Source organism: Bradyrhizobium sp. in8p8 (assembly GCF_000426845.1).
Taxonomy (GTDB): domain Bacteria; phylum Pseudomonadota; class Alphaproteobacteria; order Rhizobiales; family Xanthobacteraceae; genus Bradyrhizobium; species Bradyrhizobium japonicum_C.
Window position 1 is genome coordinate 1 of sequence record NZ_AUGD01000037.1, and the last position, 12,670, is coordinate 12,670.

Below are 12,670 nucleotides of genomic sequence, written 5' to 3' on the forward strand. Positions count from 1 at the left end.
CTTGCCAGAACTACGACTTCTCTATTCGGGCCAATCGGATAGCGAGGCTTCCCGCGCGCTCCGCTGGCTCATTTACATACTATAGTTGATAAACTCAAAGTATGTAAATCACGATCCTCCTGCGCATGGATATGCGCAAATTGGTCGGCCGGAACTTCGCCCGCCTGCGTCGGGAGAAAGGCCTGACCCAGGAAGAGGTCGAAGCGCGCTCCGGTTTCAGTCAACAGTATCTCAGCAGCCTTGAACGCGGCCGGAGGAACCCGACCGTGATCACGCTTTATGAATTGGCTCAGGCCCTCGGCGTCAGCCACATGGAATTGGTCCGGCCCGACGATCAGCTTTGAGCCGTATTCCCGCGAGGATCATGCTTCTCTTCGTGGTCGGCACGAGGCCGCCACAGGATGGGATCAGAAGAGCCGGCGGAGCAATCTATAATGCGGCTTCGCGTTGGACATGCCGACGCTGCCAAGTCGTATTTGCGAACTCACCGTCCCTCGTCCCCTCGCAGGGAGACGCCTCAGTCAGACTTGCGCCTGACCGAACCTATGTCAGAGGAGCGGCGGCCTCTGGCCGCTTACCCCAGTCGAACTCAGTTCCATCCACCCACATGCGATGCAGTATGACACCGATGCGGCGAGCGAGGGCGACGATCGCCTTCTTGTGGCCTCGACGTCGCGAGACCTGAGCAGCCCAAGCCTTTAGGGTGGACCAGCGTTTTACGCGAGTCAGTAGCACCTGTGCTGCCTCGTAGAGCGCGCTGCGCGTCATGGCGTCACCCCATCTCGAAATGCGGCCGGTGCGATCCACTTCGCCGGATTGGTGCTTGCGCGGCGTCAGACCAAAATGGGCACCAACGGTTCGCGACCGAGTGAAGCGAGATGGGACATCGACCGTTGCCCGGAAGATGAGCGCTACGAGCGGGCCGACCCCCGGCACCGTCATAAACCGGCGCGAAACAGTGTCGTCCCGCGCGAGACGGACAAGCAAATCGTCCAACCGACCGAACTGCTCCCGCAGCGATCGCCGCGCCAACAGGAGCGTATCAGCGACTATGTGTAGGTCGCTTCCTGCGATCAGTTCCCGTACTCGCGGCTCGAAATCGCGCGCCGTGACTTTGCCGAGGTGATATCCGAAGTTTCGGATGAGACCACGGATTTCATTTTCAACATCCTGGAGCTTGTTTCGCAGGAGTTGGCGGGCCGTCAGGACGGTCCGAAGGCGCTGGCTTGTCGGCGTCTTGACGTGGACGGGTTTGAAGAGGCCGACGCGCATCATCTGCGCGATTCCGCGCGCATCATGCCGGTCGGTCTTGTTGAGTTGCGCGGAGAGAGCCGCCTTCATGTGCCGGGTCTCTACACACACGATGGGAATGCCGGCTTCGGCTAAATGCCCATAAATGTGCTGAGACAGCATCCCTGCTTCGAGACCGACGCGGACGACTGGAAGCGGGAGCGACAGGATATGCTGCGCAATCTCTTCCGGATTGGATGAAAGCTTTCGTTCATGCGCTACCTGCCCATCGGCGTTGACAACGCAGAGATTGATTGTTCGGGCGGAAACATCCAGCCCAATATAATAGCTTTGAGACATGCCGAACTCCTCCGAATCAAGAGTCGACACGTCTCATAACCAATCTACAGACCATTTTGTAAACTACGACTATTTCAGTCGTTCTCGGGACTAGACTGGCCCTTGGGCCGCGACGAGCCATCACCTATTGCATCGTGCGCCTCCTTCAGGATATTCCAGCCACCCTTGAGCACGATGCCGCCAACCAGCAACCCGATGATTAGGTCAGGCAGCGGGGACGCGAAGAACATGACCGCGGCACCCGACGCGACAATGCCGGCGTTCGCCAGCATATCGTTCGTCGTAAAGATCCAGGACGCTTTGAGATGCACACCTCGATCCCGATGCGACCGCAGCAGTTTTAAGCAAACTACATTAAGCGCGGCATTGGCGAGAGCCGTGACGATCATGGCGAGGCCGATTGGCTCGGCACCCACGAAGAAACGGCGAAGCACCTCCACGAACAATGCAAGTCCAAAGGCGATCAGAAGCAAACCCGAAAGACGCGCCACTCGCACCTTTGCCACGATCGTCCGGCCGACGGCATAAAGGCTGACGGCATAAACGCCGGCATCTCCCAAATTATCCAGGGCGGCACCCAAGAGACCTGTCGAGTCTGCGATAACGCCGACGACACCGGCCACGATCACCTGCAAGAAGTTTATGGCAAGAACCCAGATAAGAGTCCTGCGTTCGGCGGCATTGCTCGCGTCAAGCTCGATTTCACCTTCTTCTTGTTGTTTTTCACTCATACACGTTTCCGATATTTTGCATCTCAAGTGAAATAGCCCAAAGCAACCGCCCAGATGAGTACGATACCGAGAACACCTCGGTAAATAACAAACGGCCAGGCGGAAAAACGCTCGAGAACGCGCATCAGCCCCCAAATCGCACAGAACGCGGAAATAGAAGCCACGACGAGCCCGACAAGAAGTAGTGACCAGCCGTCGGCGGAAAGCTGCACTTTGTGGAGTTCCCAGAGCTCCTTGAAGCCAGCCAGGGCGATTGCCGGCAGGCCAAGAAGGAATGAGAACCGCGCCGCCTCATCTCGCTTCAGGCCGAGGGCGAGCGCCGCAGTCAAAGTCGAGCCTGAACGCGAAACGCCAGGAATCAGCGCTCCGATTTGAGCAATTCCCACGATCATTGCATCGATGGCCGATGTGTTCTCAAGCGTTCGTCGGTGCCGGGCAAAAATCTCCGCGAGCGCCAGGAGGACAGCCATGACGATGCACGCCCAGCCGATGACTTCGAGAGTACGAAGCGGCGAGCCGCACGCGTTCAACGCTCCAGACAAGGAAAGGCCGGCAATACCGATCGGGATCGTGGCAAGGAGAATTCCGACCGAGAAGCGGAAGTGTCGATCTCGGAAATCCCGATTTGCGACGGCACGCAGCGAATTGGTGGCTAGTTGGCTCACGTCGCTCCAGAAATAACTGACGACTGCAGTAAGCGCTGCAAGCTGCATGGCGGCTGAAAAGGCTGAGCCAGGATCCTGCCAACCGAGCAGCGCAGGCACGATCCGCATATGGGCGGTCGAAGAGATCGGTAGCAACTCGGTGATGCCTTGGACAAGTCCGAGCAGGGCGACCTTGCCATAGCCTAGCGCCACGAATCCGGTGTCGACGCCTTGAGTACACGCTCCCGTCATTCTGGCTCCCGGTTGTTGCGCGGCGCGGGCGCGCCCCGATGAATCACGCGCCAAAGTTCGGCGGGGGTTCTGAAGCCGACTGACGAGTCGCAGCAATTCGCGGCAGCCAGCGAGTCCCTCAACCGATCGCTCCCAGCATCGGAAACGTCATCAGCATCCAAATGGCGATCTCCTGCAACCTCCCGGTCATCATCAAAACGCCGACGCCGATCATGACCGCACCACCGCCGATGTTCAGCGCGGCACCGACGCGGCGCATGCGCTTCAATGCGGCTGCCGCGTTTCCCATGAAGAGGGCCGTGAGGAGAAACGGCACACCGAGGCCGAGGCCGTAAGTTCCGAGAAGAATCGCGCCGTTGCCTGATGACGTCGCGGTTACCGTGAGGATGGAGCCCAATACCGGGCCAATGCAGGGCGTCCAGCCGAAGGCAAAGGCGACACCCAGCAGGAAGGCGCCGACCGGTCCATTGACCTGGCGCGGTCCGTTCCATCGGCGGTCGGTCATGAGTATCGGGAGGCGAAGGAGCCCCGTCATCGCCAAACCGAAGACAATGACCAGAGCTCCGCCGATCAGGTTGGTTTCCATCTGGAAGCGTTGGAGAAGGCCGCCGAGGGCCATCGCGCTGACTCCAAGCAGCACGAATATGGTCGTGAACCCGAGCACGAACAGCAGCGCAGGGCGGAAGATGTGAAGCCGGGATACCGCATCACTGCTGCCGGTCGTGCCGGCGCCACCAGCGACATAGGACAGGTAGCCCGGCACGAGCGGCAGGACGCAGGGTGAAAGGAAGGAGATAGCGCCGGCAGCGGCCGCTGTCGCCAGCCCGAGCAACGATATTTCCAGCGCCGCCATGCTCAGCGCTTCCCGTTGCTAAGCGGCTCCTGCGTGCGAAGCACCGGTTGGGTCGAAAAAAGCGATCCAGCCAGGAGCAGCGCGACGCCAATGCTGATTGCAACATCCGCCATGTTGAAGGTCGGCCAATGCCAGTTGCCTATGTGAAAATCGAGAAAGTCTGTCACCGCGCCTTGATGCACGCGGTCAACGATGTTGCCGGCGGCGCCGCCGGCGATCAAACCGAGAGCCGTTGCTTCAATGGTCCTGCGGGTCCGCATTGCCCAAACGAGAAGACCGACCGTGATCGCCACTTTGATCCCGGCCAACACCAACGGATGCTCGAGGAAGACATCTTGGAACATCCCGAAGCTGACTCCGGTGTTGAAGCCGAGCGTCAGGTTGAAAAAGGGCACAACCTCGATCACGCGTGGCGGGACCATGACGGCATTTATGATCAACCACTTCGTAGCAACGTCGAAAAGAAGCGCGGCCACAAATGCGCCGCCAACCCATATCGCGATATTTCTAGCGGGACGTTCGGCCACGATGATTCCTTGTGTTCTTCGGGTTCTGATCGGCATTTCTGTCGTCAGCGGCCGCCCCAATACAGGGCGGCCGCTATTGGCTCAATGCGCAGTTGCAGGGCGAGCCACAGTGGAATGCTGGCGCTCCTGTGCTCGAACCTTTGCGCCGCCGACTGGGCCACCATCTCTCTGGCGCTGTTCCCGATTGAGGAGCCGCAAACCGTTGAGAACGACCAGCAGGGAGGCCCCAACATCGGCGGCGATCGCGCCCCAAAGGGATGCGAGACCGATCACCGTCAGCACTGTGAACAACAGCTTCACGGCGATCGAGAAGGCGATATTCTGCCGAATGACGGCGAGCGTGGCTCGTGAATGGCGCACGAGCCAGGGAAGTCTGGAGAGGTCGTCCGACATCAGGGCGACGTCTGCCGTTTCGATGGCTGCGTCGCTCCCCATTGCGCCCATGGCAATGCCGAGATTGGCGCGGCCCATGGCAGGGGCGTCATTGACCCCGTCACCCACCATGGCGACGACGCCATAGCGCCGAACCAGGTCCTCGACGGCCGTGACCTTGTCGCCGGGCAGAAGTTCCGCGCGAACTTCATCAATGCCGGTCTGCTTGGCAATCGCCTCGGCGGTGGCCCGATTGTCGCCTGTCAGCATCACCACTTTTTCCACGCCCGCCCGATGCAGCGCGGTGACGATATCCTTGGCTTCAGCCCTCACAGCATCGGCAACAGCGATCAGTCCCCAGACTTCCTGGCCGTCGCCAACGGCGACAATGGTCCGGCCAGCGCCGGAAAGTGTGTCGGCGCGTTCCAGGATGGCCGGTGAGCCGACCGCGCGTTCATCGAGGTAGCGGCGTGACCCAAGCCAGACTTCGCGACCGGAGACGCGGCCGGTCATGCCGCGACCCGTGATGGCCTGGACGGCCTCGGCCGGTTGTGCGGCAATGCCGTTTTCTGTTGCCCTCGCCAAAATAGCGCGGGCGATGGGGTGCTCGCTGCGCGCCTCGAGGGCTGCTGCTAACCGAAGAAGGTCATCCTCGTTTCGGCTGCCGAGCGCCAAGATCTCCACGACCTGAGGACGTCCTTCGGTGAGCGTCCCCGTCTTGTCCATGGCGATTGCTTTCAAGCGCGCCGGCGTCTCGAGATGGACGCCGCCTTTCACCAACACGCCCTGCTTCGCAGCTCCCGCAAGGGCAGCCACAATGGTCACGGGCGTCGAGATGACAAGGGCGCAGGGGCAGGCGATCACGAGCAATACGAGGGCGCGATAGAACCAAACCTCCCAGCCACCACCGAGCAACAGCGGCGGCACCAAAAAAACGGCTATCGCGAGCGCCATAACGACGGGCGTATAGACGCGTGCAAATTTCTCGACCCACTGCTCGCTGGGAGCCCGCCGGCCCTGCGCGGAGCCGACCATGCGGATGATCTGCGCGAGCGTGGTATCGCTTGACGCCTTGGTGGTCACGACGTCCAGCGCGCCTTCGCCGTTGATGGTGCCTGCAAAAACGTCGTCTCCTTCCGATTTGAAGACCGGGACGCTTTCGCCGGTGATCGGTGCCTGGTTGACCTCACTCTCTCCGGCGGCCACACGGCCGTCGAGCGGTACTTTATCGCCAGGTCGAATAATGATGTGCGAACCGACACGGACTTCGGCTGCCGGCACGTCTCTCTCCGTGCCGTCTTCAAGCATGATGCGCGCGGTCGGCGGCGCGAGCTCCATCAGGGCCGCCACGGCCCGCCGCGCTCGGCCGAGGCTCCAGGCCTCGAGAGCAAGGGCGAGCGCGAAGAAGAACGAAACCGTTGCGGCTTCGAACCAAGCGCCAATTCCGATCGCACCCACGACGGCGATCACCATCAGGAGGTTCATGTCGGGACGCAGGCGCCTGGCCGCGAGCCAAGCCTTCGGGGCCACGTAACGCACAGCACAAAGCGCGGCGAGCGTATAGAGAATGACGCTTAGCAGCGGCGTTGCACCTGCACCATGTTCGCCTGCCTCGAAGGCCGCGATGATTCCACCTCCGACCCAGGCGTGAACCGCAAATCCGATCGCGACGAACAGGCCGCTCGCAGCAGTCAGCCATGATTGAATGCGTCTGCGCCGCTCTTCTGCCCGTGCCCCTTCGCTGGTGGCGCCCTCGGTCCAGGGCTCCGCCTGCAGGCCGGCGCGTACAACGGCCTTCTCGATCTTGGCCTCCAAGGCGGCGTCAGGCGCCATGTCGATCGACATGCGGCCGTTAAGAAGGTCGAAAGCGAGCTTGTCCTCACCAACGAGCGGGCCGACTTCGCGCTTCAGGGCGGCGATCTCGTCGGCACAATCCATGCCATGGATTCGATAGACAACGCCGCCAGGCAGATTGATCGGCGGCGGGCTGAGGGCTTCCTTCACGTTGGTCGCGCAACCGCACGCGGATCCTGCGGCATCGCAGGTTGCCTGCTCAGCAACGGCCGGCGCTGTCCACAGCTCAGCCCGCATCCCGGTTCGCGCGACCGCCTGTTCGATCTCTTGGAGGGTTGTCCCGCTCTGAGGTGCAATGGTCATCGCACCCTGCGAAGTGTCGAAGGCGAGCTTATCCTCGCCAACGAGCGGTCCCAGTTCCCTGGTCAGAGCAGCCACCTCATTCTTGCAGTCGAGGCCGCGCACACGCAGGAGCATGGTTTCGGCCGAACCATCCTGGATGAGAGAGCCTGACATCCCGGTTCTTGAGATGCCGCTCACGAGTTCGTCGATCGAGGCACGGTGCTGAGGCGCGACCGTCATCAACCCCTTTGCTGTGTCGAAGGCGAGCCAGTCCTCACCGCCAACCAGAGGGCCGATTTCGCGCTTGAGCATCGCGACCTCGTTTTTGCAATCGAGGCCCTCGACCTTGAACAGCCACGCCGACGCGGAGGACTTATCCAGCTCAGCCAGCAATTGTGCCCTCATTCCAGTGGTAGCGACCGCCTGCTCAATGGTATCGAGTGCCGGAGCGGTCAGGCCCGCGACCTCCATGACACCGCCCTTGGTGTCGAACGACAACTTGTCCTCGCCACCGACGACGGGACCGACCGCGGCACGAAGCATCCGAACTTCGTTCTGACAATCCAAGCCCTCAACCTTGAAGCGTAACGTGCCTAAGGTGCTTCTAGCCTCGGCTTCAATAGTCATTGCGGTCTCCTAAATTTGCTTATTCTCTCGAGCCCGGCTCGAATCCTTTCACGCACCATACATTCTGTAGTGGCTACAGGAGCAAGAGGCCTTTCAATCGTTTTTTGCCGTCCAAGCGAGCGACAGACGTCAGCGTCCGGCGGCTATCAGCCCGACCACAATTCCATAGCTCGCGATTATTGAGGCGCCGGTGAGCGCCATGCCAAAAGCCCGGCCTGAGACTCGTTTGGCGTAGCCGAATGCAAAGGTGATGCGGCCAACCAGAAACAGAGCAACCAGCAGCGGTATGAGCACCAGTTCGGTTTCTCGCAGAAGCGCTGCTAGGGTCAGATGTGCGCCAAAAGCCAGTACTGTCTGCTCCAATGAATTCTGCAGCACCGCGGCACGCACGGCGATTGCCGGGCTGGGTTTGCCGAACGCCGAGCCCCGTATATCCGCCGGCGAATAGAACCTGCCTCTGCTCACCGCGCCGACGCAGCCGGCCAGCCAGAGAAACATGAGAATACTCGCCTTCAACGTGAACGCGATCCGCTCACCGAAGTCCATCTCTGGGCTGAGGCCGAACAATTCAGGAGGCAGCCAGGCATAGCCAACCACAAGGACGACCGCCGCGAAGGCGAGCGCGACGGCTGAGGCTCGGACAATGCCCACCTGGTCAGAACTGAGCCTCTTGAACACTGTCCTTGCTCCTTGTCGTCCTCCGCCGCCTGCCTGTGGTGATGAAAGACCGGGGGCGACCACTCATCGCGCGTGGGTTCACACGCCCCGATCATAGGTATATAAATCCTGTAGTAACTACAGAATCAACCCTTGCGAGGGGTCGAGGCCGTGACTGAACCCGGTCGCCGTAACAGCGGTCACGGCCACTTGGTGCCGAGATCGGGCACCGCAAGAACACGAGATGAGACCGGCGGATGAGCTTCTATTCGATTTATCAGCAGGGTTTCGTTCGCGTGGCTGCCTGTACACCGAAATGCGAAGTCGCCGATCCCAGCTACAATGTCGCTGAGACGCTCGCGCTCGCCCGCGACGGTGCGCGCCAGGGTGTTGCGCTGATGGTGTTCCCGGAATTGGGCCTCTGCGGTTACGCGATTGACGATCTTCTCGGCCAAGCCGCGTTGCTGCAGCGGGTGGAACAAGCGATCGAGGAAGTCGCGGCCGCGAGCCGCGAGCTTTCGCCGGTTCTGCTCATCGGCGCGCCGCTGGTGCGGGAAGGACGACTCTACAATTGCGCTGTCGCCGTCCATCGTGGGCGCATTTTGGGTGTTGTTCCCAAAGGACATCTGCCGAATTATCGGGAATTCTACGAAAAGCGTTGGTTCGCTTCGGGCCGAAACTTGAAAGGCGCTACCATCGAGATCGCTGGTCAGTCCGTCCCCTTCGGAATGGATATGATTTTAGCGGCCGAGGATTTGCCAGGCTTCGTCTTCCACGTCGAGCTGTGCGAGGACGTATGGGGACCGGCTCCGCCCAGCGACTTTGCCGCGCTCGCTGGCGCTCTCATCCTTACCAACCTCTCGGCCAGCAACATCACTGTCGGCAAGGCCGAAACCCGCCGGCTGCTCTGCGCAACCCAATCGGCGCGGTGCTGGGCTGCATACATCTATTCCGCGGCCGGTCCGGGCGAGTCGACGACGGACCTCGCTTGGGACGGTCAAGCCTGCATTTATGAACTCGGGCAGCTGCTGGCAGAGACCGAACGGTTCCCGCAGGACTCGCAAATGGCCATCGCCGATGTCGACGTTGATAGGCTCAGACTGGAGCGCCTGCGCACCGGCACCTTCAACGAGGCGGCCATCGCACAAGCTATGCCTGAAGACAGGTTCCGGCGTATCGGCTTCCGGTTCGAGCCGTCGATGACGGACCTCGGGCTGCGCAGGGCCGTCGCGCGCTTCCCCTATGCTCCAGCCGATCCGGCACGCCTCGACCAGGACTGTTATGAGGCCTACAGCATCCAGGTCCAGGGGTTGATGAAGCGCCTTCAGGCGACGGGCATCCGCCGCGTCTGCATCGGGGTCTCCGGTGGTCTGGACTCCACTCACGCGCTGATCGTGGCGGCGAAAGCGTTCGACCGGCTAGGCTGGCCCCGGTCCGACATTCTCGGCTTCACGATGCCGGGCTTCGCGACGGGGGAGGCCACCAAGGCAAATGCCTGGACGCTGATGCGTAGTCTCGGCGTCACCGCCGAGGAGATCGACATCAAGCCGTTGGCGCAGCAGATGCTGGCGTCACTTCAGCATCCGTTCGCGCAAGGCGAGCCGGTTTACGACGTGACGTTCGAGAACGTGCAGGCGGGCCTGCGCACGGACATCTTGTTCCGTGCAGCCAACCAGCGAGGCGCCATGGTGCTTGGCACTGGCGATCTGTCCGAAATCGCGCTCGGCTGGTCGACCTACGGTGTCGGCGACCATATGAGCCACTACAACGTCAACGCGTCGGTGCCGAAAACACTCATCCAGCATTTGATCCGCTGGGTGGCACAGTCAGCCGCCTTCGATGAGGCAACGAACGGCACGTTGCTCTCCATTCTTGACACTGTGATTTCGCCAGAACTCGTGCCGGCCGGCGAAGGCGGCGCCTTACAAAGTACGGAGGAGAAGATTGGGCCTTATGAACTGCAGGATTTTACCCTGTTTTATTTGACGCGCTATGGCCTGAAGCCGTCGAAGATCGCTTTCCTGGCCTTCCATGCCTGGCGTGACGCCACCGCCGGAGCTTGGCCTCCACAGTATCCGGAAGAGCGCCGTCGCGCATATGATCTGCCCACAATCAGATCGTGGATGGAGGTGTTCCTCTATCGCTTCTTCACGATCAGCCAGTTCAAGCGCTCGGCGTCGCCGAACGGCCCCAAAGTCACTGCTGGCGGCTCGCTGTCGCCGCGCGGCGATTGGCGCGCTCCGTCGGATGGCAACGCCCGCCTCTGGTTGGAGGAGTTGCGCGCTCACACGCCGTCGGAATGAACGTGCCCTGAGGGTTGGCGCTCAGCGGCCAACGGCAATCGGCGCACGGATGCCGATGACGCTTCCGCCCAGTTGTTATCCCTACTCGAACCACCGTTACGGAATGAATTCGCCATGATCACCATCGGAGCCTTGTCACAACGGACAGGCGTCAATATCGAGACAATCCGCTACTACGAGCGGATCAATCTCATCCCGCCGCCGCCCCGCACAGAGAGCAGGCGGCGCCTCTATGAAGCAGAGGATGTTCGGCGACTGACGTTCATACGCCATTCCAGGGATCTCGGCTTCGACATCCCGGCTATTAAGACGATGCTCGCTCTGCAGGAAAGGCCAGAGTCCTCTTGTGAGCAGGTGAGCCGAATTGCCACCGATCAGCTCGAAGCCGTCGAGGTGCGGATCCGACGCCTTCTCGGACTTAAGAGCGAGCTCACTCGGATGATCAAATCGTGCGACAATGGGAAAGTCGCATCGTGCCGGATCATAGAAGTTTTAGCTGACTCACCCAACTCGCATGATGCCCCCTGAATCGCTGAGGAATTCAGGAACATCCACGACTTTGTTGGCTAGGGAGTGCCCGAATACCCCATCTATAATAGTCGCCCTTGACGTCATGCGCGAGGAAAATTGCTGCCAGGCGGCGTTTTGCCGGCTCGCCTCGGAAAGCGACTGATTCGGTCGCCCGCTGGCTCGACACCAGCGACACGATCGTCGTGCGTCAGTCTGCGGCACCTGTGTTGAAGCGTCGTAGCAAGGTCGTGAAGAGGCGTAGATCCGCCGCACTCCAGCCGGCGAGACGACGGCGAAAGAGCTCGCCTTTGAGCTTTATCGCGGCGCGCATCTGGTCTGAGCCCTGATCTGTAAGGGACAGTATCACTCCGCGCTTGTCGGCCGGATCGGGACGGGACTCGACGAGTCCGGCTTGCTTGAGCTGTCGCACCAGACGGCTGGTCGCGCTTCGGTCCATGGCCAACGCTTCGGCGACATGGCTCGCCTGGGCGGGTCCGAATGCGTGAAGCCACTGGATGACGTGGTAGGCCGCCGGTTGCAGATCAGCGTCAAACGTGGCGGCCATTTCAGTCGTGACCGCACGCGACGCGCTTAGCAGCGCGTTGAGCTGTTCGCCAAGCGACAGCCAGAGCGGGGGCATCTGATTTGTTTCGTGGTCAGCGGAGCGCGCCATGCGGCCGGACTGCCTTTCATTCCTTGGCATTGCAGATATAATGGATATATATCCACTAAATCCGCAAGGTGTCCATGTCCGATCAGCCCGCCCCCATCATCGTCATGACCGGCGCCACGAGCGGGATCGGGCGCCTCGCCGCGGCTGAGATGGCCCGTCGAGGCACGCATCTGGTTTTGATCGCCCGCTCCGAGGCCAACGCCGAAGCCACGCGAACCGCCATCCGGACGATCGCGCCGCAGGCGCAGATCGATATTCACTTTGCGGACCTGGCGCGCCTGGAGACCGTTGCCGCAGTCGGCCGAACGATCGCCACGCGATTGTCCGTCGTCAGATGATTTGAGACTGATTTCGGGCCTCAGGAAGGGAGGCTCTGGCTCATCTGGGTTTAAGGCTATGCGGCTTGCAGGTGGTGCTGCAAGCGTCTTGTCTGGATGGTCTGGCGCTTGATCCTTTCGCGTTCGGTGAGGATGGCTTGCCCGCGGCCACAGTAGACGTCGGCAGGCGTCAGATTGCCGAGGCTCTCATGATAGCGGGCCTGGTTGTAATGCTCGACGAAGGCTGCGACCTGCCGTTCGAGATCCTCCGGCAGGTAGTAATTCTCGAGCAGGATGCGGTTCTTCAGGGTCTGGTGCCAGCGCTCGATCTTGCCCTGCGTCTGGGGATGGTAAGGCGCGCCACGAACATGCTGCATGCCCTTGCCATCGAGCCAGGCGGCAAGGTCGGCCGAGATGTAGGACGAACCGTTGTCGCTCAACAGCCTCGGCCGGTGCGCGACAGTGATCCGGTCGAGCC

General features: G+C 61.1%; 13 protein-coding genes. 4 read left to right on the plus strand and 9 right to left on the minus strand.

Annotated elements, in window-relative coordinates:
* The first annotated feature begins 125 nt into the window (after positions 1–125).
* Positions 126–344, plus strand: a complete 219-nt coding sequence (locus tag K408_RS0136225) for a helix-turn-helix domain-containing protein (protein WP_024343470.1) — start codon at positions 126–128, stop codon at positions 342–344.
* Between the two features lie 199 nt (positions 345–543).
* On the opposite strand, the gene K408_RS0136230 is transcribed toward K408_RS0136225, so the two are convergent.
* The 7 genes from K408_RS0136230 to K408_RS39955 all read right to left on the minus strand — a co-directional run bounded on the left by K408_RS0136230 (position 544) and on the right by K408_RS39955 (position 8,410).
* Positions 544–1,590 carry an IS110 family RNA-guided transposase gene (locus K408_RS0136230; protein WP_024343494.1) on the minus strand — a complete coding sequence of 349 codons (1,047 nt, stop codon included), beginning with the start codon at positions 1,588–1,590 and terminating at the stop codon, positions 544–546.
* A gap of 74 nt (positions 1,591–1,664) precedes the next feature.
* Positions 1,665–2,321, minus strand: a complete 657-nt coding sequence (locus K408_RS0136235) for a cation efflux transmembrane domain-containing protein (protein ID WP_024343495.1) — start codon at positions 2,319–2,321, stop codon at positions 1,665–1,667.
* A 23-nt stretch (positions 2,322–2,344) separates the two neighbouring features.
* Complete coding sequence (gene uppP, locus K408_RS0136240) at positions 2,345–3,217, minus strand: undecaprenyl-diphosphatase UppP (RefSeq protein WP_024343496.1); 873 nt, start codon at positions 3,215–3,217, stop codon at positions 2,345–2,347.
* Positions 3,218–3,335: 118 nt separating this feature from the next.
* Positions 3,336–4,070, minus strand: a complete 735-nt coding sequence (locus tag K408_RS0136245; protein ID WP_024343497.1) for a cytochrome c biogenesis CcdA family protein — start codon at positions 4,068–4,070, stop codon at positions 3,336–3,338.
* Between the two features lie 2 nt (positions 4,071–4,072).
* Positions 4,073–4,597, minus strand: coding sequence for a signal peptidase II (gene lspA / locus K408_RS0136250; RefSeq protein WP_044411231.1), 525 nt, complete (start codon positions 4,595–4,597; stop codon positions 4,073–4,075).
* Between the two features lie 81 nt (positions 4,598–4,678).
* Positions 4,679–7,648 carry a heavy metal translocating P-type ATPase gene (locus tag K408_RS0136255; RefSeq protein WP_233203725.1) on the minus strand — a complete coding sequence of 990 codons (2,970 nt, stop codon included), beginning with the start codon at positions 7,646–7,648 and terminating at the stop codon, positions 4,679–4,681.
* Positions 7,649–7,861: 213 nt separating this feature from the next.
* Positions 7,862–8,410, minus strand: coding sequence for an MAPEG family protein (locus K408_RS39955; protein ID WP_024338471.1), 549 nt, complete (start codon positions 8,408–8,410; stop codon positions 7,862–7,864).
* Between the two features lie 236 nt (positions 8,411–8,646).
* Here K408_RS39955 and K408_RS0136265 point away from each other — a divergent pair, with 236 nt between their 5' ends.
* Entirely contained in the window at positions 8,647–10,692 is a 2,046-nt protein-coding gene (locus K408_RS0136265) for an NAD(+) synthase (protein WP_024338472.1), read from the plus strand.
* A 114-nt stretch (positions 10,693–10,806) separates the two neighbouring features.
* Entirely contained in the window at positions 10,807–11,220 is a 414-nt protein-coding gene (locus K408_RS0136270) for a MerR family transcriptional regulator (protein ID WP_024338473.1), read from the plus strand.
* A 190-nt stretch (positions 11,221–11,410) separates the two neighbouring features.
* Here K408_RS0136270 and K408_RS0136275 read toward each other — a convergent pair whose 3' ends face one another.
* Positions 11,411–11,875 (minus strand): MarR family winged helix-turn-helix transcriptional regulator, encoded by a 465-nt coding sequence (locus K408_RS0136275; RefSeq protein ID WP_024343471.1) that lies wholly within the window; start codon positions 11,873–11,875, stop codon positions 11,411–11,413.
* 74 nt (positions 11,876–11,949) lie between these two features.
* Here K408_RS0136275 and K408_RS0136280 point away from each other — a divergent pair, with 74 nt between their 5' ends.
* Positions 11,950–12,213 carry an SDR family NAD(P)-dependent oxidoreductase gene (locus K408_RS0136280; protein WP_024343472.1) on the plus strand — a complete coding sequence of 88 codons (264 nt, stop codon included), beginning with the start codon at positions 11,950–11,952 and terminating at the stop codon, positions 12,211–12,213.
* A gap of 56 nt (positions 12,214–12,269) precedes the next feature.
* Here K408_RS0136280 and K408_RS0136285 read toward each other — a convergent pair.
* Positions 12,270–12,670 (minus strand): integrase core domain-containing protein (locus tag K408_RS0136285; RefSeq protein ID WP_028146153.1); only part of this gene is annotated, 401 nt, incomplete at its 5' end.